The sequence below is a fragment of the Sporomusa malonica genome (assembly GCF_900176355.1).
GTDB classification, from domain to species: Bacteria; Bacillota; Negativicutes; order Sporomusales; family Sporomusaceae; genus Sporomusa; species Sporomusa malonica.
Map to the genome: position 1 here is coordinate 41660 of NZ_FWXI01000024.1, position 20062 is coordinate 61721.

At 45.1% G+C, this 20062-nt stretch carries 24 protein-coding genes; 15 read left to right on the forward strand and 9 right to left on the reverse strand.

What is annotated here, in order from left to right; translation table 11 throughout:
- Positions 1-8: 8 nt before the first annotated feature.
- On the reverse strand, positions 9-953 hold the full coding sequence (locus B9A22_RS20820) for a YncE family protein (RefSeq protein ID WP_084577873.1): 945 nt from the start codon (positions 951-953) through the stop codon (positions 9-11).
- Positions 954-1065: 112 nt separating this feature from the next.
- Here B9A22_RS20820 and B9A22_RS20825 point away from each other — a divergent pair, with 112 nt between their 5' ends.
- The 7 genes from B9A22_RS20825 to B9A22_RS26430 all read left to right on the forward strand — a co-directional run bounded on the left by B9A22_RS20825 (position 1066) and on the right by B9A22_RS26430 (position 7306).
- Positions 1066-2271 carry an FtsW/RodA/SpoVE family cell cycle protein gene (locus tag B9A22_RS20825; RefSeq protein ID WP_245824084.1) on the forward strand — a complete coding sequence of 402 codons (1206 nt, stop codon included), beginning with the start codon at positions 1066-1068 and terminating at the stop codon, positions 2269-2271.
- Between the two features lie 157 nt (positions 2272-2428).
- Complete coding sequence (locus B9A22_RS20830) at positions 2429-2704, forward strand: PspC domain-containing protein (RefSeq protein WP_084577874.1); 276 nt, start codon at positions 2429-2431, stop codon at positions 2702-2704.
- 210 nt (positions 2705-2914) lie between these two features.
- Positions 2915-3286 (forward strand): spore coat associated protein CotJA, encoded by a 372-nt coding sequence (locus B9A22_RS20835; RefSeq protein WP_084577875.1) that lies wholly within the window; start codon positions 2915-2917, stop codon positions 3284-3286.
- Positions 3287-3310: 24 nt separating this feature from the next.
- Positions 3311-3568 carry a spore coat protein CotJB gene (locus B9A22_RS20840; protein WP_139796334.1) on the forward strand — a complete coding sequence of 86 codons (258 nt, stop codon included), beginning with the start codon at positions 3311-3313 and terminating at the stop codon, positions 3566-3568.
- A gap of 24 nt (positions 3569-3592) precedes the next feature.
- Complete coding sequence (locus B9A22_RS20845) at positions 3593-4192, forward strand: manganese catalase family protein (protein WP_084577876.1); 600 nt, start codon at positions 3593-3595, stop codon at positions 4190-4192.
- A gap of 266 nt (positions 4193-4458) precedes the next feature.
- Positions 4459-6321 carry a YfbK domain-containing protein gene (locus tag B9A22_RS20850; protein ID WP_217806008.1) on the forward strand — a complete coding sequence of 621 codons (1863 nt, stop codon included), beginning with the start codon at positions 4459-4461 and terminating at the stop codon, positions 6319-6321.
- Between the two features lie 229 nt (positions 6322-6550).
- Positions 6551-7306 carry a methyl-accepting chemotaxis protein gene (locus B9A22_RS26430; protein WP_084577909.1) on the forward strand — a complete coding sequence of 252 codons (756 nt, stop codon included), beginning with the start codon at positions 6551-6553 and terminating at the stop codon, positions 7304-7306.
- A 91-nt stretch (positions 7307-7397) separates the two neighbouring features.
- Here the strand turns inward: B9A22_RS26430 and B9A22_RS20860 are convergent, their stop codons facing one another.
- Positions 7398-7790, reverse strand: coding sequence for a bacteriohemerythrin (locus tag B9A22_RS20860; protein WP_084577878.1), 393 nt, complete (start codon positions 7788-7790; stop codon positions 7398-7400).
- A gap of 276 nt (positions 7791-8066) precedes the next feature.
- On the opposite strand from B9A22_RS20860, the gene B9A22_RS20865 reads away from it, so the two are divergent.
- Entirely contained in the window at positions 8067-9239 is a 1173-nt protein-coding gene (locus B9A22_RS20865) for an MFS transporter (protein ID WP_084577879.1), read from the forward strand.
- Between the two features lie 14 nt (positions 9240-9253).
- Here B9A22_RS20865 and B9A22_RS20870 read toward each other — a convergent pair whose 3' ends face one another.
- Together B9A22_RS20870 and B9A22_RS20875 are read right to left on the reverse strand one after the other, a co-directional pair.
- Positions 9254-9682 (reverse strand): DUF1540 domain-containing protein, encoded by a 429-nt coding sequence (locus B9A22_RS20870; RefSeq protein WP_342747865.1) that lies wholly within the window; start codon positions 9680-9682, stop codon positions 9254-9256.
- Complete coding sequence (locus B9A22_RS20875; protein ID WP_084577881.1) at positions 9591-10133, reverse strand: NADH peroxidase; 543 nt, start codon at positions 10131-10133, stop codon at positions 9591-9593. Before B9A22_RS20875 ends, B9A22_RS20870 begins: the two co-directional genes overlap by 92 nt.
- Positions 10134-10473: 340 nt before the next feature.
- On the opposite strand from B9A22_RS20875, the gene B9A22_RS20880 reads away from it, so the two are divergent.
- Positions 10474-11724 carry an NAD(P)/FAD-dependent oxidoreductase gene (locus B9A22_RS20880; protein WP_084577882.1) on the forward strand — a complete coding sequence of 417 codons (1251 nt, stop codon included), beginning with the start codon at positions 10474-10476 and terminating at the stop codon, positions 11722-11724.
- 385 nt (positions 11725-12109) lie between these two features.
- On the opposite strand, the gene B9A22_RS20885 is transcribed toward B9A22_RS20880, so the two are convergent.
- Complete coding sequence (locus B9A22_RS20885; protein ID WP_084577883.1) at positions 12110-12346, reverse strand: hypothetical protein; 237 nt, start codon at positions 12344-12346, stop codon at positions 12110-12112.
- 143 nt (positions 12347-12489) lie between these two features.
- On the opposite strand from B9A22_RS20885, the gene B9A22_RS20890 reads away from it, so the two are divergent.
- Positions 12490-13122, forward strand: coding sequence for a nitroreductase family protein (locus tag B9A22_RS20890; protein WP_084577884.1), 633 nt, complete (start codon positions 12490-12492; stop codon positions 13120-13122).
- 129 nt (positions 13123-13251) lie between these two features.
- Here B9A22_RS20890 and B9A22_RS20895 read toward each other — a convergent pair whose 3' ends face one another.
- Entirely contained in the window at positions 13252-13500 is a 249-nt protein-coding gene (locus B9A22_RS20895) for a hypothetical protein (protein ID WP_084577885.1), read from the reverse strand.
- A gap of 117 nt (positions 13501-13617) precedes the next feature.
- Between B9A22_RS20895 and B9A22_RS26435 the strand changes: the two genes are divergently transcribed.
- From B9A22_RS26435 to B9A22_RS20905, 3 genes are all read left to right on the forward strand, one after another.
- Positions 13618-13749, forward strand: a complete 132-nt coding sequence (locus tag B9A22_RS26435) for a hypothetical protein (RefSeq protein ID WP_281252424.1) — start codon at positions 13618-13620, stop codon at positions 13747-13749.
- Positions 13750-13761: 12 nt separating this feature from the next.
- The gene (locus tag B9A22_RS20900; protein WP_084577886.1) at positions 13762-14727 is read left to right on the forward strand and encodes a 3'-5' exoribonuclease YhaM family protein; all 966 of its coding nucleotides are present in this window, start codon (positions 13762-13764) and stop codon (positions 14725-14727) included.
- Positions 14728-14799: 72 nt separating this feature from the next.
- Positions 14800-15558 carry a hypothetical protein gene (locus tag B9A22_RS20905; protein WP_084577887.1) on the forward strand — a complete coding sequence of 253 codons (759 nt, stop codon included), beginning with the start codon at positions 14800-14802 and terminating at the stop codon, positions 15556-15558.
- A 48-nt stretch (positions 15559-15606) separates the two neighbouring features.
- Here the strand turns inward: B9A22_RS20905 and B9A22_RS20910 are convergent, their stop codons facing one another.
- Positions 15607-15939: a hypothetical protein gene (locus B9A22_RS20910; protein ID WP_084577888.1), complete on the reverse strand. Its 333-nt coding sequence runs from the start codon at positions 15937-15939 to the stop codon at positions 15607-15609.
- A 191-nt stretch (positions 15940-16130) separates the two neighbouring features.
- On the opposite strand from B9A22_RS20910, the gene dinB reads away from it, so the two are divergent.
- Positions 16131-17291, forward strand: coding sequence for a DNA polymerase IV (dinB, locus tag B9A22_RS20915; RefSeq protein ID WP_084577889.1), 1161 nt, complete (start codon positions 16131-16133; stop codon positions 17289-17291).
- 5 nt (positions 17292-17296) lie between these two features.
- Here dinB and B9A22_RS20920 read toward each other — a convergent pair whose 3' ends face one another.
- Positions 17297-17614 (reverse strand): hypothetical protein, encoded by a 318-nt coding sequence (locus B9A22_RS20920; RefSeq protein WP_084577890.1) that lies wholly within the window; start codon positions 17612-17614, stop codon positions 17297-17299.
- 75 nt (positions 17615-17689) lie between these two features.
- Here B9A22_RS20920 and B9A22_RS20925 point away from each other — a divergent pair, with 75 nt between their 5' ends.
- Entirely contained in the window at positions 17690-18817 is a 1128-nt protein-coding gene (locus tag B9A22_RS20925) for a M20/M25/M40 family metallo-hydrolase (protein WP_084577891.1), read from the forward strand.
- A 117-nt stretch (positions 18818-18934) separates the two neighbouring features.
- Here B9A22_RS20925 and B9A22_RS20930 read toward each other — a convergent pair whose 3' ends face one another.
- Complete coding sequence (locus B9A22_RS20930; RefSeq protein WP_084577892.1) at positions 18935-20005, reverse strand: tetraprenyl-beta-curcumene synthase family protein; 1071 nt, start codon at positions 20003-20005, stop codon at positions 18935-18937.
- Between the last annotated feature and the right edge of the window lie 57 nt (positions 20006-20062).

Genomic DNA, 20062 nt, shown 5'->3' on the forward strand with positions numbered 1-20062 from the left:
GCGAATGATTAGGGGAGAATGGCAATGGTGGATAGCAGCTGCCGCTTGGTGTTTGTGACAGCCAAGAGAGGGCCGCTGGCTAAATCAATCAGGCTTAGATCAGCAAATAGATTACTGGTACCGATGGCCAGCTCAGTACCTGGGATTAAGTACAGACGGGACAGTGAACGCCCAATGGCTAGCCTATCAACAATTTGAGCAGTGTTGAGGTTAATGACGAAAATAGACGCACCGTCTTCGTTGACAATGTATGCGGTCTGATTATCTGGTGCTACGGCGGCATGGCAGGGGTAAGCCGCAAGGCTGCTAGGGCAGCTGGGACATTGAATGGTAACTACAGCTGGTGAGGTACGTTTTTTGCTTAAATTAAACAGGGCAACACCTTCACCGGTAAACGCAGTATTCGTAAATGGCACAATCAGCCGGTTAGCAGCTAAAATGATATTTGTGGGAATACCGGCAATATCATATTGCCAGGAGATAGTGCCATCAGGAGCTAATTCCATGACTGTGCCCCCAGCATGGTGTTCCCAGGCTGCATAGATTTTCTCTGCATCAGCCGCCAGACCTACGCAACTGGATTTAGTTGCAGGCGCTCCCAGTGCCTGGCTGGACATAGTAGTCAGATCCAGGCGATATAATGCGCCGCAAGGCTCGGCAAGATAGGCTGTCGTTGCGCTCGTCTCCGGCAAGACAAACTGGGCTGGATAGGGTATGCTTATCGGTAGCCGATAGAGCGATAAACTAGTCAAATTTACTGCTAATATCCCGTTCTTGCCATTGGTAGCGGCGCAGGGCAGGTAAGCTTTTGTATAATCAGGGGTCACGACAAGCTCAGTGGGACTTAGCTCAGGGGAGTAAGCCAACTCGGTCACGATTTCCCCGCTAAGGCCGTCTGCAATAATTATGGCATGGGTGGCAGCGTCAACAGCCAACAGTTTATATGGCTTCACCCCATGCGATCACCTCTTTTTACCCGTAGTTTTGTTATATGATAGGCATCATTCCATATATAATATGGCCTGACGGCTGTTTGGTTAACGTGTTTTTGAAAGGAGCGTCAGCGTGAGCAATAAAAAGATCCAAAAATTCCCCAAGCTATGGGTCAGTCCGGCCGAAGCCGTGTTTTTTATTGCCGGAATCCTGTTTTTACTTGGTACAGTAAATATTTTTAGTGCTAGCTTTGTTCTTGGCGGACAACTGTTCCAGGATGGCTACTTTTTCGTAACCCGTCATCTGGTGTCTTTTGGTATTGGGTTTGTGGCCTTGCTGGTGGTGGCGGTCATTGATTACCGCAAAATTAGCCGAGGCTGGCTGGTGCTTGCCCTAATTGCTGCTATCGGGCTGCTGATTGCTGTCCATTTTGGCGGGGAATATGCGAATGGCGCCAGGCGCTGGCTTAAGATTGGAAGCTTTCAGTTTCAGCCGTCCGAAATTGCTAAACTTATTACCATTATGGTTACGGCCGCCTATTTAGGCGTGCAGCTTGATCGGGGGCACCCTATATCCCTTAACTCATGGCCGCTGGGAGTAACGCTGGTTATGGGTGTACTGGTGCTTAAGCAGCCTGATATGGGGACCGCCGCCGTTATTGTTGGCTTGAGCCTGGTGATGTATATTTTAGCAGGTATTCCTAAACAAGAACTTACCCTTTTAGGTATAACTGCGGTAGGTATGACCATCTATCTGGTATATGCTGCTGCCTACCGGGCTGAGCGGATCTGGGCCTGGCTTGATCCATGGGCTTATCAACAGACATCAGGCTATCAGACAGTGCAGTCACTTTTGGCGATTGGTTCAGGCGGCCTATTTGGATCCGGCCTAGGTATGGGGGCCAGTAAGTTTCACTATTTACCTGAAGCCCATACCGACTTTGCTTTTGCTGTATTATGCCAGGAAATGGGGTTTGTGGGAGCTGGGCTGATACTTATGCTCCTGGGAGCAATGGCTTGGTATGGGCTGCAAATTGCCCGCCGCGCCCCTGATGGCTACGGCTTTATGCTGGCAGTAGGTGTGACAACCCTGGTGGTGGGACAGGCTGTCGGTAATATAGCTATGGTATCAGGGGTCGTTCCGGTGACTGGTGTACCGCTGCCGTTCATTAGCTTTGGTGGTACGTCACTTATTGTCAATTTTGCAGCCATCGGTCTCTTAATTAGTGTTGGTCGCAGGACCTGCGCCAAAGGCTTTCAGCCAGGTCAAGCCAATCCGCCGTCTAACCGCTCAAAGCTAAAACTGGTGAAGAAGGAAGGACGTCCGACTCGGGCTTAAACCCTAGTGTTTAAAGGTTCCCTTTTACGGTAATAATTACTAATGAAATGATATTTATATTCATCATTAGTGATTGAAATTGACTTATAACGTCCAGATGCTAGGCGTCATGCAGATGGGCGTTAGAAGGCAATTTCCTTAAAGGGGGCCTTCTCTTATGGTCTGGTTAATTCGAGCAGGAGCATACCTTTTTAGCGGCTTAACAGTATGGCAGTTTATTCAGGGAGTTGGGACACCAGAGGCAGTAACCATGTCCCACCACCTGGCACTTGATCAGCCCCATGGGATGGTGTTTGGTGTATGTGCCGGTTTTAGTGCATATACTGGTCTGGATGTTACGCTAATCCGCTTGGCCTGGGCATTGTCGGTGCTATACCATGGGGCAGGGATTGCTTTGTACATTTTGGCATTCCTCATCATGCCTGTTGCATAGTGTATAAAGAAAACACGGCTTGCGCCAAGCCTTTGGCGACGGCGGAAGTCGATGTTGCCCTTATCCAGACGGAAAGTTATACTTTCTTACAGGAGAATAGTAGATTCGGTAGGCTTTCAGGCCTGCCGAATTTTTTTTATGCCGATGCGGTGACATTTGCTTGTCGATTCACATAAAATACACTAGGTTAGTGAGAGGAGGCTTTTCTTTGTGAGAAAAAAGACCAGAAGTCCAATGTATGTTAAGCCCGGAAAAAACAAAGTCATGGAAATGAAAGATGACCTTCATGACATGGATGATATGTGTGAGATGGAGATGGATGACATGGACGATATGGACGATATGTGTGAGATGGAAGACGAAATGGACGATATGCCTGCTAATAAACAGTGCTATGGCAAACATATGGGCGGAATGAAAGGCATGGATAAAAACATGTGTGACAAGATGCCTGAGTGCATTCTGCTGGCACACGCCTATGTTCCGTGGCAGACTTATGAAAAAGCTTTTACTCCACCAGAGGCGCTCATGAAGGGCACGCTGTTTCCAGAACTTTGGGGCGTCTACCCAATACCGAAATAGATTAAGCATGGAGGTGTAGAGTAAGTGAAGTATGAAAAACAAATAATGATGCTTAGAAAAATTCAGGAGATGGAGTTTGTTGCTATAGAGCTTAACCTTTATCTTGACACCCATCCCTGTGACCGGGATGCGATTAATGATTTTAACTGTGCAGTAGAAGTGCTGCAAAAGTATAAAGAAAAGTATGAAGCTGAATATGGGCCGCTCCTGAACTTTGGTTTTGGCGGCGCGTCCCGGGAGCCGTGGCAGTGGGTCCAAGGGCCTTGGCCGTGGGAATTATAATTTTGTGATAGGGGAGCAGTGGATATGTGGATATATGAAAAGAAACTTGAACATCCTGTACGCGTCACCTGCCCGGACGTAAAATTTGCAAAAATGGTAATAACCCAATATGGAGGCCCTGACGGCGAGCTGTCGGCTTCGCTCCGGTATTTTAACCAACGCTATAGCATGCCGACAGATAAAGCTAAAGCTCTACTTACGGATATTGGAACAGAGGAACTCGCCCATATGGAAATGATTGCTGCACTGGTATATAAACTTGTTGATGGTGCTTCCTGCGAAGACTTTAAAGAAGCTGGCTGGGAAGGTCAGTATGTTCAGCATAATCATGGGCTTTTCTGGACAGATGCTAACGGCATCCCCTGGAGTGCTAAATATATCGCCTGTCTTGGCGATCCAATAACCGACCTTACGGAAGATATGGCAGCAGAGCAAAAAGCCCGTACTACTTATGAGCATCTGATTGCTTGTACAGAAGACCCTTGTGTGAAAGATACTCTTCGTTTCCTCTGGGAAAGGGAGGTTGTTCACTTTCAGCGGTTTGGCGAGACCTTGAATGATGTGCAGGAGTGGATGTGCAAGGCTAAGCATATGTGGAATGGGCATAAGTGTGGGTGTGAGTAAGTAGCTTAAGAGGTTGAGTAATAAGCATAATTGAAAGCAACCTGGCAATCAAAGTGAACACGAAAGGGAATCGGTACGTTGTCTCAGGGACAACATACCGGTTCCCTTTGTTCTTCGTATCCCCCTGCATTAAGGGACATGGGTACTCAGAAAAATTAACCTGATAGTTCGTTACTTTTCGCCCTGCCCTGCGTTTATAGTATTAGAAAAATATGGCAGATAAAGAAATCCTGCCATTTAGCACCATGAAAAAGGAGGCTGAAAGGATGAAACGATTATTTATCATCCTATTCCTAGTTTGTTTTATTACCACCACTTGGGCAGCTCCACTAAGCTTTGTAGACAAAGTTAAACAGGCTGCAATAGCAATGGAAATTAACGCGAATGGTATGCCGGTAGAGGATCTGCTGGCTCTATTGAGTGAGCAGAGCGGCATTCGCATCCTGGCTGTTCCAGAAGTAGCCGGAAGGAAGATTGATCTGAAGGTGACGGCAAGAGAGACGCTTGAACAGGTATTGAGTGCACTGAGCAAGAACTACCAGCTAACTTACCGCCTCAACGAAAAGAGGAATGCCATCATTGTATTTCCAGCGCCATACCATGATGAATCATACAAGCTACCGTCCTCTAGCGTTATGAGCAGGGCTAACTTGTTTGATGAGTGGCAACTTCGGGTAAGTATGGCTCCAGGGGTGGTAGGGCCATATCAGCATGGCGGGTCATTCGATACGGAAGAGTATAAAAGAAGCTATGACAACCAATATCAGGAGGTTGCTAGTTCACCAGTTTCTGTTCTTGCGACAGATGTGGATACTGCTGCTTATAGCAATGTACGCCGATTCCTCAATTCCGGTAAACTGCCACCGCCAGACGCAGTTAGAACAGAAGAAATGCTTAATTATTTCGCCCATGACTATCCGCAGCCAGATGGTGAGCATCCTATTTCGGTGACAACAGAGGTGAGTGCTTGTCCGTGGCAACCAGGTCATCAACTGGTGCTTATCGGTCTTCAGGGGAAAAACTTCGGGGCAGAAGAATTACCGCCCAGCAATCTGGTGTTTCTGATTGATGTCTCAGGATCAATGGCCGAACCCAACAAACTGCCGCTTTTACAGACGTCGTTCAAGATGCTGGTTAAGCAGTTACGGGAAGAAGATACGGTATCCATTGTAGTTTATGCCGGCCAGGCTGGAGTAGTGCTGGAACCTACTTCTGGAAGGGAAAGAACAAAAATCGACAAGGCCATCGATAGCCTGAAAGCCGGCGGTTCAACAGCAGGTGGGGAGGGAATTCAACTGGCCTACCAAATTGCCCGGGAAAATTTTCGCCGGGATGGCAACAACAGGGTTATTCTTGCTACAGATGGCGACTTTAACGTCGGCGTATCCAGTGAGGGAGAGTTGACGCAGTTGATCGAAGAGCGACGCAATGACGGGATTTTTCTTAGCGTGATCGGTGTTGGGACTGGCAACATCAAAGACAATAAGATGGAGGCACTGGCCGACAAGGGCAACGGTATGTACGCTTATCTTGACAACGCCCAGGAGGCGGCAAAGGTGATGGTTGGCCAGTTGGCCAGCACGCTGTATACCATTGCAAAAGATGTCAAAGTGCAGGTGGAATTTAATCCGCTACAAGTGAAGTATTACCGGTTGATTGGTTATGAGAACCGGATTCAGGATAAACGTGATTTCCGTGACGATAAAAAGGATGCCGGTGACATGGGGGCCGGACATTCGGTCACAGTACTCTATGAGGTGATTCCTGCCAACTCGCAGGAAGTGGTTGGAACGGTCGAGCCGCTGCTTTATCAGCGTTCTGAACCAGTGCCGAGCGAAGATCTGCTGCAAGTTAAAGTACGCTACAAGAAACCTGCCGAGAGTGCCAGTATTCTAATCGCCAAACATGTTGGCACTGACGAAACAGTAGAGGGATCATCAGCACGATTCCGGTTTGCTGCGGCTGTCGCCGAATATGCCCTGCTGCTGCGTAATTCGGAATTCAAAGGGCAGTCGTCTTACCCGCAGGTGCTAGAGATGGCTTCGGGAGCCAAAGGAAGAGATAACGAAGGCTATCGAGGTGAGTTCATCCGGCTGGTAGAAATCAGCCAGCTGCTGGATGAACGGTAATGATCGCAGCTTCGTCCAGTCAACGGCTCAGGTGGTAGGACCAATGTTATTTCGGTAGGTGACGGTAAGTCAAAACAGCAGGAACATTGTAGCTAGATGCCGAATAAAAGCACAAACATTTTAAGGGGGAGTCTATGTGTACGTTGAAAACAAGCCGCAGACAAATGAAGAAATACTGGCGGCATTTAAATTAGTGCTTCCTTACCTTAACCGGATAGTTCGAGAAGATATGGCGGTTGGGCTTACCGATTTAAAAGAGTATATTGATTATCACCGCGCCAAAGAATACGAGTTAGATCTTCCAGCCGGTAAACCAATAAGGGGAATCAGTACTATTGAGGAATGTATCCGTACAGGCAAAGACACGTATGCCGATATCCCACCTGAGGTTTACGGCCGAACGATTAAAACGATATTCACACCAATCTACGGTGTAAATAAAGAAATAATCGGAACGTTGAGTTCAGGTATTGATCTAAAACATAGTCTTGATTTGGTGAATAATGTGGAAGAGTTGGCTAGTGCAACTAGTCAGGTTACCGAAAATGTTCGGCAAATTGCACAAAATGCAAGCGAACTTGCAACTTCAGGTCAACATGTATTTCAATTATCCCAAGATTTAGCTGAGAAGAATAAGCACACTTCTCAGGTTTTAGAATTCATAAAAAATATTGCAGCACAGACAAATTTGCTAGGTTTAAATGCAGCAATTGAAGCTGCTAGGGCGGGTGAACAGGGCAGAGGTTTTGCTGTTGTTGCTGAAGAGGTAAGAAAACTAGCTGAGCAATCGCAAGACGCTACAAAAAGGATTCAGAGTACTCTGCAAGAAATGAATCTTGCAGTAGCAGGGCTTGCCAAGTCTATAGAATCGACTGGGGCGATTAGCCAGGAGCAGGCAGCTACTACACAAGAGATAACAGCAGTCCTTGAGCGAATTAATGTCAATGCCAAGATATTAGAGGACTATGTAGCCCGTTATAAATAGAAAAAAGACAGGGAAGGTTCACATTGAATCGCCCTGTCTTTTTATCATATAGCGTCTTGAACGCCCTCTGCGGGAACGGTCGTGGTTACTGTTAGGTTGGAGATATTAATTTATCCTCTTTTAGAATATGATCAACAAGCCAGCTGATGACAAACTTCAAAATTTCTTTCAAGTAAGCATTTTGTTCATTATCGATTTGCGCATAGTCAATTGAGTTCATTTTGTCGATGAAGTCATTATGTAAAACCTTATGTGATAAAAATTTCGGATACTTTGTGGCTAACATATGAGCTTCTTCTGCTGCAAAATGTTCTTTTGTATAATCTCGTAGTTCTTCAATAATAGCTACAATTGGATCATATTTGTCGGTAATTAATTCGTTATTTAGTAATGTATCGATTTCATTTGCAATCTCAAATAACTTTTTGTGTTGCTGATCAATTAGAGGGATACCGAGTTCATAAACATCTTTCCAGAGTACCACAAAAATAACCACCTTTTTTGTAGATTTATATTATATGACAGTTCTACAATGCGCAGGTAAATCCTGTTTGTAGGTTACATTTTAGTTAAAATCAATGGCAGGTAACCCTCCGCCTGTAAATAGTAAAACAAAGTAGGCCAATAAGAGGGAAATAGAGGAAAAGTACAGAACCATAAGTCGTTATACGGCTTATGGTTCTGTATTTTTCTTAGGTTTAACGCTATCCGGTTTTAGCAAGCAGGGTATACGGTACTTAGAAGGAGTGAGAATTTAAAAATGAACAAGTTTAGCCTATGGTCAAAAGACTTTATTTTTTTGTGTATTGCTAACTTTTTTTATTTTGGAAGTTTTTATTTAATCTTGCCTATTCTTCCCCAATACGTAGTTGAACTCGGGGGGACTCCCAGTCAGATTGGACTGGTCACAGGATATTTTACCTTGGCATCAGTGGTGTTGAGGCCATATCTCGGAAAATATGCAGATGAACATGGGCGGAAAAGAGTGATGCTCTTCGGCGTGGGATTTTTTGCGCTACTTTTTGTGGTTTACAGTCAGGTACAGGAAGTAATTCCCCTATATATATTAAGGATTCTCCACGGGGTTGCCCATGGTGCATTTATAGCTGCTTGCTTTGCCTATGTTGCCGAGCTGGCCCCGGTTGAGCGCCGGGGCGAAGTCCTCGGGGTTTTTGGTGTGTCCAATGTAGTTGCTATGGCTCTTTTTCCTGCCTGGGGCATTGCCATTATCAAGAGTACCGGTAATTTTGCGGCGTTATTTACCCTTTCGTTCGCTATCGCGGCAGCCGCTTTTTTGGCGGTCGCGTTTGTCAAGGAAGTCAAGCCACAAGTGAAAAAAGCAAAAGCAGAGAGCATCTTTGTTGTAGCAAGGCAGCGGGCTGTATGGGTTGCATCACTCACATTGTTTGCTGCAGCGACCACCTATGGAGCAATTATAACTTTTCTCCCGGTATATGCGCCTGAACGCGGAATCAGTAATTTTGGTGTATTCTTTTCTACTTACGCCGGTTTTACGCTAATTAGCCGGGTGGTGGCAGGAAAACTGTCTGACCGGTTTGGCAGACGAGCGGTGATTATTCCATTTATGTGCCTTGTAGCTATTGCCGTATTCTTCTTCCCGCTGCTATACGATAGTTATCTGTTGATGTTCATCGGTGGCTGCTTTGGACTGGGAATTGGAGCTTTCATGCCGGCTTTGAGTGCTTATGTGGTTGATGAGACAGCACCTAAGGACCGGGGAAGCGCATTGGCTTTCTTTACAGCATTTATGGATTTGGGGATCACCGCTGGCTCGGTAGTGTTAGGTTTGGTCGGTGGATACCTGGGGTACGACTCAATGTTTGTAATTGGAGGAATCATTGTTGTTATGGGAATTTTGTTATTTGCTATTGGTACAAGAACGAGTTACTCTGCTCACGGGCGTACAGAGTAATTTGGCTCCGCAGGTTAGCTTTTCAGTTTAAAACTGGCACATGCTGTGTGTGTGTAATATTCTGCATTTCCTCCATTTACCTGGATGTTGTCTAACGTACATAAGTTGTTACTATGATAAGTACAAGTCTCAACCGTGCACTTTAGACAGTCACATGAACCTGTGCTCAGTACATTATTTGTAAGCTCAGAGTACAGAAGGTTGTTCAAAAAAGAACCACAACAAGTAGATCGTTCTTCTTTAGCAGAACTGCCAACGATGTCAACGCAATTTGCATAGCATACAAAAGATTTATTGTGCGAACAACTACTCACTTCACAGTTAATTTTAGCCACTTTTAGGCCCCCCTTTTTATTTAAAATACCTATCCAATAAGCCTTTAAAGGCACAGCCATGCCTGGCTTCATCCTTGCACATTTCATGAACGGTATCGTGGATGGCATCAAAGTTATGTTGTTTAGCTAATGTCGCAAGCTGCTTTTTCCCATCACAGGCACCATACTCAGCTTCTACTCTCGCGCTTAGATTAGCTTTCGTATCTGCCACCACCACTTCACCGAGGATCTCAGCGAATTTGGCAGCATGTTCGGCTTCCTCAAAGGCAATTCTCTTGTATGCTTCAGCCACTTCCGGGTAACCTTGCCGATCAGCTTGACGAGACATGGCTAGATACATTCCGACCTCAGTACATTCTCCGGTAAAATTAGCCCGTAGAGCAGCTAACATTTCTTCTGGAATGCCTTTAGCGATTCCAATTCGATGTTCATCTGCCCACGCCAAGTCTCCTGTCATTTCTTTAAATTTATCCTTACTGGCCTTACAAACAGGACATTTATCAGGCGCTTCTTCCCCTTCATGAACATAGCCGCAAACTGCGCAAACAAATTTTTTCATCGTGTTCCTCCCGCTTTTTTAAAAATGAAACATAGCTGTCTACAAGATAGTGTTAGACTTTTTTTGTATTTAATACTGGGGTTTACACAGTCACTTCGTCGATCTACACTTGCTTCAAACAGAGATAGCATCGTTAGGTGTGTTAATTACAGGCCATACTATGAGAAGACCCTAGAAACACTATTTCTAGGGTCTTCTCATAGGTAGCGATAGCTCCAGGGTTGCTACGCTCTGACCAACGATTGTTTAAAACTATCATACAATACATAATAAGTATTATGTATTTAGGTTTATCCAGCTTATAGTATAAATATAATGACTTAGAGAGGTAGATCCACTTATGAAAGAGCAACAAAATTCGAAACACATCGTAATCGTTGGTGCCGGTTTTGGCGGAATACGGGTAGTTCGCGCATTAAGCGAAGCGGATGTACAGATTACTCTAATTGACAAGCATAACTATCATCTGTTTCAGCCATTATTGTATCAAGTTTCAACGGCCACTTTAGGCATTGATGATATTGCATACCCTGTGAGGGCGATGATAAAAGGTCAAAAAAATGTTCTTTTCCGGATGGGAGAGGTAACCAACATTGATTTTGAGCGTAAGTCAGTTATGCTTGACACCGCGGAGATAGACTATGACTATCTTGTGTTGGCTACAGGTGGGGTTACAAATTACTTTGGGATTGAAACCGTTGAAAAGAATGGTTTTGGGATGAAAACGCTGGATGAGTCGGTAACCATTCGCAACCACATCCTCCATCAATTTGAATTAGCTTCCTACGAAACAGATATGGATAAACGTCGTGCCCTGCTGACTTTTATTGTTGTTGGTGGCGGGCCGACTGGCGTCGAGTCTGCTGGTGCCTTATCTGAGTTAATTTATTTAGTTATGGAGGAGGAGTATCATAATCTAAATTTTAAAGAGGTAAGAATTGTATTAGTTGAGGCTTCGGACAAAGTTTTGGCGTCTATGCCTGAAGAATTACGAGAAGTTACTGTCGAAACATTAATCAGCAAGCATGTTGAAGTACGGCTTTGTGTACAAGTTACTGATTATGATGGTGAGCGTTTGATCCTCAAAGGTGGCGAAATAATTCCCACACGTACAGTCATCTGGGCAGCTGGAATAAAGGCGGCTCCCATACTAGACAAATTGAATATTAAACAAGATCAGGCTCGACGTGCTATTGTCAATGAATATTTACAATTACCAGATCACCAGGATGTTTTTGTAATCGGTGATTCCGCCCATTTTGAGTATAATGAGCGGCCTTTACCGATGATTGCACCTGTAGCGATTCAACAGGCAGATGTTACAGCAAAAAACATTAAAAATCTTATCAAGGAAAAACCACTAGAAAAATTTGCGTATAAAGATGTCGGGAGCATGGCGACAATTGGAAGAAATGCAGCCGTAGTCCACATGGGACGTATTAAATTAAAAGGATTTTTTGCTTGGTTAATCTGGTCTCTGGTACACATCTTGCGGCTGATTGATTTCCGGAACCGTTTTGTCGTATTTATGAAATGGGTATGGGAGTATGTATTCTATGACCGCCTTGTTCGCATCATTACCCGCCAATAAAAAAGGTGGGCGTGTTAAAAACTATGTCTTTAAGATCTCGAGGGTTTGTAATACCCATAAAAACAGTCCGTATCACCTAGCGGTGGTACGGACTATTTTTATGAATTTATAACCATAGTAAGGTAAATATATGACAAGAAGAAGTGGGATAGCATATTGCAAATTTGGGAATAGTATAGAATAGCTTGGAAAAAGTGAGGTGATCTCTAGGTTTGCTTCGATTTCGCAATCATCCCATTGTGATTTTTACTGCATTGCTAACAATTTATACGCTGTGTAATTCGATTTCTGCATTTTTTAAATAAGAATTAAACCAAAGTAGCCACTCTCTACCGAGAGTGGCTACTTTGGCATTGCTCTCAAATACATTACGTAGGGCTAAAGATTAACTCTGAACTTCTGAGGACAAACCGGCATCTGAAACTGTTTCGCTGCTGCTGGAAGCTGGATCTGGAACTATATCAGGTTCACGGTTATTATTTAATTTTGCGAGCAAATCAATAATCTGTTTGTTTTGTGCAATCATGATTTCTTGATTTTTTGTCATTTGCTCAAGCGGAGACAGTGCGGCCTGAATTTTTTCTACCACATATTTTATAATTTTATCATAAGAAGCCAACATAATACCCCCCTATATTTCTTGGTATATTATATTGGCAATGAGCGTAAAAGGTGAGTTATAAAAAACAAAATAAAAAGAGGAAATCTAATTATCTAGGAAGAATTATCCATAATATCGTTAATCTATGTTGTAGGAGGGGTATTATGTCAGATCAAAAGCCTGATTTTAAAGAGCTTGCTGAAGCAAGGCGCTCGGTTAATTTTTTTGATCCTGAAAAGCCGCTGGATGACCTGACGTTAAAACAGATTATTAATCTCGCAGTGCTTGCGCCGTCTTGTTTTAATGTCCAGCCATGGCAGATTCTAGCTGTAAAATCAAAAGAAAAACGTGAAGAGATCTACAATACTGCCTGTAAGCAGCCCAAGATAGTCGAGGCACCAGTAGTCTTAGCCGTTATTGGTAACAAAAATGGCTATAGGCGGGACAATCCTATTTGGGATGAAAAAATTAAGCTAGGTTATGCTACACCAGAGGCAGTAGAAGGCTCAGTAAGCTATGCTGATACCGTATTGTTTCCTGAAAATGAGCAAAAAGTGGCGTTTGCCGCCAGTAACAGTGCTCTGCTTGCCATGAGTATTATGTATGCGGCTAAGTACTATGGAGTTGATTCTCATCCCATGATTGGCTTTGATGAGCCAAAGCTGCGGGCCTTTTTCGGGTTGCCGGATAACCAGTTGATTACCATGCTGATCTGCCTCGGATATTTTGACCAGAGCAAATCTCTCTACCCCAGGCAGAAGCGTTATACCTATGACCAGATTGTAAAAGAATTCTAAAGAAAACACGGCTTGTGCCGAGCCTTTGGCGACAGCGGAAGTCGATGTTGCCCTTATCCAGACGGAAAGTTATACTTTCTTACAGGATAAAGAAAAGGACCTCCGTTTGTGGCTCGGAGGTCCTTTGGTCTACCAGAATTTATAACGCAATTCTGTTGACATAAGAACGACTAAGGCTTCTGCCGGCGTCCTGAAGGACTTGGCACAAGCCAAGTCTTTTCTTATGATTTCAATCCTCTTCAGGGCTTTGGGTGGTTTTGTTGTGTTTTGGTTGATAATCATCAGCCGCTTTTGACTCTTGTTGGGTTGATGGCGAGCTTTTACCTTTTGCCCGCTGTCGGCTACGAAACTGATCGAGAGTTCTCCCGCCCATTGCATAACCTCCTTATAATATTATCAGTACTATGTTTCCTAAGTATAGAGATGTGTAGTTTAGCCTATGATTATTCAACAAACTTGCACATAAAATTGGCCTCCGTTCGGAGGTCAATTTTTATGCGCAATCTAAAAGCAGGTTTTGCCTGCATAGATTTAATCACTGCTCTTAACAGGATTTTTCTTATGATCGGCAGAATCATTAATAATGTTTTCTGTCAGGCGTTAGGCCAGACGGTAGTCTACCGGTGAAGGAGAATCGCAATGAAGCTCGGAGAACTAGTTAAAAATCAAAAAGGATTCCGCTTATCAGGGATATACCGAATTTCTCGGTTTGAAGTGAAAACAGCTAAGAACGGCAAGGCATATGGGGATTTTCTCGTTAGCGATCATAGCCTTGATGTGCCGGCAAAGTATTGGGATATATCAGGTGAGCTAGTCATGCTTTTACAGCAAAACGTTGTAGTCCGTGTTGAAGCTATTCTTGATTATTTTAAAGAGGCACCACAGCTAATTATCGAGGGTGTTTCCGTACCCTCCCGCAACGAGATTGATGAAGCTCTGAAAAGCTTGGGTATGATGGCTTCACAAGATATTGATGAGATGGTTCAGGAGCTAATGGCAAGCATCGCTGGCGTTAACAATAAATCATTAAGAGAAATGCTTGAATATATCTTTGTTGCTAACAAATCGTTTGCTGAAAAGTTCAAGCGTCACCCCGGAGCTGTAAAAAATCACCATGCCTGTATCGGCGGTCTGCTTCAACACACGCTGGAGGTTGTGAAAACCGCTTTAGATTATTGCGCGCGCAATGGCAGGATAAATAAGGATTTATTATTAGCAGCAGCTTTAGTGCACGATATAGGCAAGGTGAGAGAAATTGACGTAGATGCTTTTGGCATGCCAGTTGGTTTTACAAAAGAAGGGAAACTCTTGCGGCATATCTATTTGGGCATGGAACTGGTTGAGCAGGCTTGCCGGGAAGTTGCAGCAGAGCACGAACTAAGCTTAATACTTAAACACTGCATCTATTCACATCATGGGCAGGCAGAGTGGGGAAGTCCGGTTGAACCTATGATCCTGGAAGCCGAACTGCTGCATTATTTGGACAACCTAAGTGCGAAAACCGAACAGTTCATCCGGGAAGAAGACCGGGCAGAGCCTGGTGGTTTTACTAGGAGCTATACCCTGCGGCGTGATGTATATAGGCCAAGTAGTGATTGTATATGAGAAAGGTTTGTATTTACGCTTAAATAGCGGTAAAATATATAGTACGCAATTAATAAGTATGGTGGTGTTACATTGACAAGCCCAAATATCTATCAGCAGGCTGTGCGCGACATTTATGAGGCCATTGCCGGCGAGGCTGCCGTTAAAACGATTAAAGCCCAGTACAATGCCATAATTGAAGGCAAGACATCTACCCATGAAGCCGATCTATACTGGGAGTTTACCGATGGTGATATAACATATAAAGCAGTCATTCAGGCCAAAGAACAGGTGGGTTTGGGTGAACTGTTTACCTTTCTTAGAACTGTCAGAGATATACCAGGGCAGGTTATGGGGGTGATTGTGACCCAGCCGGTATACCAGAAAGATATTAAGGACATGGCAGCTAATGCAGGGATTATCCTCTATGAACTTATTGCGCCAGTCGTCCAGGATATCTGGGAGCCTGTTATCAGTAACATCCAAATTAATGTGGACAAATCCTGGGTTAAAGCGGCTAAGGAAAAGGTTGGGCTAGGGGACGAGCCTGTCCAAATGAATGCAAACCCTAAATATACCTTTATATATGATGAGCGCGGCAATTGCCTGGATTCGGTACAAGGTGTTTTTGACAGCTATAGCAGACGGCGAGCTGCAGCCGGTACCGGACTGCAGACTGTTGTTCATACCTTTGCTGTACCCGTATTCCTGCAAACAAACCACGAATTAGTGCCTTTGATCAAACTGGATAACATAACCTTTGATTTAGAGTTTGTTAATGTCAATCAAATGCCTGGGGAAGATATGCTGGCATCTATACTTAATAATATCTTACGATATTTTGGCCACTGAACATAAAAAAAGAAGTCCTGGCGGCGATTTACCGCTAGGGACTTCTTTTTAGTTGAATTTATGTTCGCCGAACGGGATATCGATAATTTTTGTAATCTTGTCTGACAACTGGATGTTAAAAAGAAAATCCTGCTTATTTAGATGAATTGTCTGGTTATTATCCAGCCGAAGATCAATAGCTTTTATCGGAGAACGGTCGTTGAGATTAATGGAGAGGCTGTGGTCTGACTTCAAAATCATATAATTATCAAGATTCACCAGTTCGGTCGTCGGCTTTGGCGTATTCTGCAGCGACTCTGACCAAATAATTGGTGCTATCTCGGCTGATACAGGCTGGGTCAATAAGAGAATAAGGGCTAAACAAACCAGACTCGTTTTCATGCGCAACTCCTCCTTCTATCAATGTTAGTTTAGCATATATATGGATAACATTAAAGAGACATTTGTCCTAAGATTTGGTATCAAGTCCTGGGAGGCAAGTCTGGTCAAGCATTGTATTGATTCAACAGAGGTGTTGAGGTATAATTAAATCAGAACGTATGTTCCGAAAAGATCTAGTGTGAGGTGAACCTATGCAGCGCTGGATTATTCACGTGGATATGGATGCCTTTTATGCAGCTGTTGAGCAGCGAGACAACCCCGATCTGCGCGGCTGCCCGGTTATTATCGGTGGTATTGGAACGCGTGGTGTTGTTTCAACAGCTTCCTACGAAGCCCGTAAGTTCGGTGTTCATTCGGCTATGTCGTCCATTGAGGCTAGACGGCGTTGTCCACAGGGTATCTTTTTGCCGCCTAACCATGAAAAGTATAGTAAAGTTTCGCAAGAAATCTTAAAGATATTTGCCGATTTTTCCCCCATGGTCGAGCCCTTGTCGTTAGATGAGGCTTTTCTGGACGTGACTGGGATGGAGGGACTTTTTTCTGATCCAGCCGACATTGCCGCCAAAATTAAAGAGCGCATCAAAGCTGAGCTTGGCCTAACGGCATCAGCTGGGGTAGGTCCCAACAAATTTTTAGCCAAGCTGGCATCTGATATGAGAAAACCGGACGGACTGATGGTGATCTGCCCAGAGCAGGTGGCCACTGTACTCTCGGACCTTCCGGTTACCCGGTTATGGGGTGTGGGGCAGACTACCGCGCAGACCCTTAATAAGTTAGGTCTTACAACGATTAGGCAGGTTGCCCAAGCTGACCCAGAGATACTAGCCAAGCATTGCGGCCAACTGGGTTATGTCATCCATCAGCTGGCTAACGGCCAGGATGACCGGCCAGTGATTACTGAGTGGCAGCCTAAATCGATTGGCAAAGAGAATACCTTTGCCGTAGATGTGAGCAGTAGAGAAGACCTTAAAACCGAGCTGTGGGCGCTTGTTGAAAAAATAGGCTGGCGGCTTAGGCGTCAAGGGCTAAGCGGGCGTACAATCACGGTTAAAATACGTTTTGCCTCATTCCGAACCATTACCCGCAGCCGGACACTGGCGGTAGCCGCTAATCTTGATGAAACCATTTACCACATTGCTGAAGAGATTATTACCAATCTTACTTTGAATGAAGGAGTAAGATTGCTTGGTGTGACGGTGAGCGGGCTGGTGGCTTTTGGTGGGCAGATGTCGCTGTTTGACCAGGGAGATGAAAAAACGCTGGCTGTTGCAAAAGCAGTGGACAATTTGAAAGAACGGTTTGGCGAGGGGGCCGTCACCCGCGGGCGAGCGCTGATCGCACGTCAGCAATAGTGGCACTAAAGCCTGGGCTGGCGTGCTAGCTTATGGCGCAATGTGTCAGCAATCTGACTTGCGTTTAGACCGGTAATGTTGAGCATAGTCGTGGTAGGGTGATCAGATGTGGTATAATGGTAATTACCAATGCTAATATCAGCATGGTCAGGATAGTCTGTAAAACAGGCATCTGTATCAGGATGGTAACTGGCAAAAAGACAGGCGTCAGCCGCCTGACCAGGCTTGGAGTGAGCAGTGCTGTCCACTACCCGAAAGCCATGGGCTGTAAGCTCGTTAGCCAGTTTTTGGTTATAATGGGCTAATAATACCGTTTTTGGCATGAGGAGCACCCTTTCTACACATGATAGTTTTAATATGGATGGGTGCCGGGGTAAATATGTAGGAGGGATTCTTAAATGATTAACCGTAAACGGGTGCTTGATGAATTTTATGAGTTAGTGCAGATTAAATGTTCAACCAGGGCAGAGCGCCAGGTGGCTGATGTCATTAAACAGAAACTGACAGATTTACATGTGGAAGTGTCAGAGGATACTACCGGCAGCAAAATTGGTGGTAACTGCGGCAATCTGCTGGCCTTTCTTCCTGGTACAGTAGCCGAGGCGCCCAGTGTGCTATTTACGGCTCACCTTGATTGCGTTGAACCGTGTGGCGACATTAAGCCTGTATTAAAAGATGGAATCATTACTTCGGCTGGCGATACCATTCTGGGGGCTGACGACAAGTCGGGAGTAGTGGCTATTCTCGAAGCTCTGCGAATTGTCGCTGAGGAGAATATTCCCCATGGCAATATTCAAGTTGTCTTTACCGTCGCTGAAGAGGGCGGCCTTAACGGCTCGAAACATATGGACCCAGCACTCTTAAAAGCTGATTTTGGCTATGCTCTGGATTCCAGCGGCTCACCCGGGGAGATCGTAAATATGGCACCAGGTCAAAACAAAATTGATATTACGATATATGGCAAGAAAGCCCATGCCGGGGTTGCACCTGAAGAAGGAATAAATGCCATCGTGCTTGCGGGTAAAGCGTTAGCTGCAGTCAAAGACGGCCGCATTGATCCTGAGACTACGGCCAATATCGGCAGCATCAAGGGCGGTTCAGCAACCAATATTGTACCTGATGTCGTTGAGATTAAAGCCGAAGCCCGCAGCCGCAGTGCCGACAAATTGGCAGCCCAGACCGAACATATGCGGCAAGTATTTGAAGAAACCGTTAAAGCGGCAGGCGGACGTGCTGAGGTAAAAATCGGCAAAGAGTATGATGCCTATGTATTGTCAGAGACAGCGCCGGTTGTGATGCTGGCCCGTCAGGCAGCCGAAAGCATAGGTCTGAAACCTGTTATCAAGGCCAGTGGCGGTGGCAGTGATGCCAACTATTTCAACAGCTATGGCGTTCCAACCGCCGTACTGGGAACAGGCATGTCCAAAGTACATACCGCAGATGAGTTTATCAAAGAAGAAGATCTCTACAATATTGGAGAATTTGCATTAGCGATTATTAAAGCAGCTGGGCAAAGTAAAAAATAGCATTCAATAGCAAAAATTAAAGGCGAGATTGCTTACTATGCTCGCAATGACCTAAGGGTGAGAAACCTCTCATTTCTGTCATTGCGAGCGATAGCGTGGCAATCTCGCTTTTCTTCACTAAAGTATATTCTTCTTTCTGAGCAATCGGCACAGGCCATACATAAATCTGGGGTACAGCCCAGCAGTACGCAGCAGACTGTCACGGATGGCGCGTTCTGCCGGCGGATCGGTCTTGGGGTCGGACAAATACATGGCCAATAATCCATCTATTACTGTTAGAGCAAAGTCTGATTCCGGCAAAGTATTGGCCTGTATCCGTGCTTGTTGGACAAAGTAGCTCAGGCGTGTCAGAGTGTCCTGACTGCCCTCATAATAAGAAACAAAGTTGAGATCTCCGGTTAGGCGATCTTCCGCTTCATCAATAAAATAGTCCAGTAGGATATGCAGACCATTTATCCAGGGGAAATAGGCTGATGCAATAGTATCAGCTTCCCTGGCGGTGAGCGTGGGATTATAGGCCGCGGCGCACAGCATAAACATGCCTAAAGTTGAGCCAGTGGCTGCGGCAAACTCCCAAGGCATAATGCCTGGATAGTCAGGCAGATGCCTGTTTATCCAAGTGAGCATTTTTTCTTCACGAACCGAGGGGGCGAGATGCTTATAGGTCTGAAGCTCACTGTATAGCGTGGCCTGACCCAGCGCCGCGGCTTTGACCAGGTGGTATGCCGGCAGTTTGGCAATTTCTTGCCGGCAGGTAGTTACCAAGCGGCTCAGATAGCCGCCGTCATCTTGAAAGGGGTAGGCCGCATAGTAATCGTTAAGCGGCTTGTCAGGGTCAAGCGCGTCGGTCATTGCCAGATGCAGCTGCCGGAAAGCTGCTTCATCAGCTATTCCGGCCCGGTCGCAGAGATTATCAAGATAGTCGCTAATGGTTTGCAGCGCAACTACGAGTCTAACAAAGTCACGGGTAGGCACGCCCTTATATAAGCTATAGACACTGCCCCCCTGGCAGTGAAATTTTTTTGTGTTAATACTGGCTAAGGCCTGGTCGGCCAATTCGCGTACACCATGATTGGTTGCAAAACGCTGCCAGACTGAGAGCTCCTGGTCAACCAGTGGGAACACCTCCCGAACAAACTTGGCCAGAAGCGTAAGGCCTGAGGTTGTATAAGCAAAGGCTTTAGCCATAGTGTTTCCTCCTAGATAAACCGCTTAGATAATACTATTTTATCGCTATACCTATAT

Bases quoted from the DNA above. Each gene is read 5' to 3' on its own strand.
- B9A22_RS20830 (WP_084577874.1), top strand. From the start codon at position 2,429: ATGGTCTGGTTAATTCGAGCAGGAGCATACCTTTTTAGCGGCTTAACA.
- B9A22_RS20845 (WP_084577876.1), top strand. From the start codon at position 3,593: ATGTGGATATATGAAAAGAAACTTGAACATCCTGTACGCGTCACCTGC.
- B9A22_RS20850 (WP_217806008.1), top strand. From the start codon at position 4,459: ATGAAACGATTATTTATCATCCTATTCCTAGTTTGTTTTATTACCACC.
- B9A22_RS26430 (WP_084577909.1), top strand. From the start codon at position 6,551: ATGGCGGTTGGGCTTACCGATTTAAAAGAGTATATTGATTATCACCGC.
- B9A22_RS20865 (WP_084577879.1), top strand. From the start codon at position 8,067: ATGAACAAGTTTAGCCTATGGTCAAAAGACTTTATTTTTTTGTGTATT.
- B9A22_RS20870 (WP_342747865.1), bottom strand. From the start codon at position 9,682: ATGCCATCCACGATACCGTTCATGAAATGTGCAAGGATGAAGCCAGGC.
- B9A22_RS20875 (WP_084577881.1), bottom strand. From the start codon at position 10,133: ATGAAAAAATTTGTTTGCGCAGTTTGCGGCTATGTTCATGAAGGGGAA.
- B9A22_RS20880 (WP_084577882.1), top strand. From the start codon at position 10,474: ATGAAAGAGCAACAAAATTCGAAACACATCGTAATCGTTGGTGCCGGT.
- B9A22_RS20885 (WP_084577883.1), bottom strand. From the start codon at position 12,346: ATGTTGGCTTCTTATGATAAAATTATAAAATATGTGGTAGAAAAAATT.
- B9A22_RS20890 (WP_084577884.1), top strand. From the start codon at position 12,490: ATGTCAGATCAAAAGCCTGATTTTAAAGAGCTTGCTGAAGCAAGGCGC.
- B9A22_RS20895 (WP_084577885.1), bottom strand. From the start codon at position 13,500: ATGCAATGGGCGGGAGAACTCTCGATCAGTTTCGTAGCCGACAGCGGG.
- B9A22_RS26435 (WP_281252424.1), top strand. From the start codon at position 13,618: ATGCGCAATCTAAAAGCAGGTTTTGCCTGCATAGATTTAATCACTGCT.
- B9A22_RS20900 (WP_084577886.1), top strand. From the start codon at position 13,762: ATGAAGCTCGGAGAACTAGTTAAAAATCAAAAAGGATTCCGCTTATCA.
- B9A22_RS20910 (WP_084577888.1), bottom strand. From the start codon at position 15,939: ATGAAAACGAGTCTGGTTTGTTTAGCCCTTATTCTCTTATTGACCCAG.
- dinB (WP_084577889.1), top strand. From the start codon at position 16,131: ATGCAGCGCTGGATTATTCACGTGGATATGGATGCCTTTTATGCAGCT.
- B9A22_RS20920 (WP_084577890.1), bottom strand. From the start codon at position 17,614: ATGCCAAAAACGGTATTATTAGCCCATTATAACCAAAAACTGGCTAAC.
- B9A22_RS20925 (WP_084577891.1), top strand. From the start codon at position 17,690: ATGATTAACCGTAAACGGGTGCTTGATGAATTTTATGAGTTAGTGCAG.
- B9A22_RS20930 (WP_084577892.1), bottom strand. From the start codon at position 20,005: ATGGCTAAAGCCTTTGCTTATACAACCTCAGGCCTTACGCTTCTGGCC.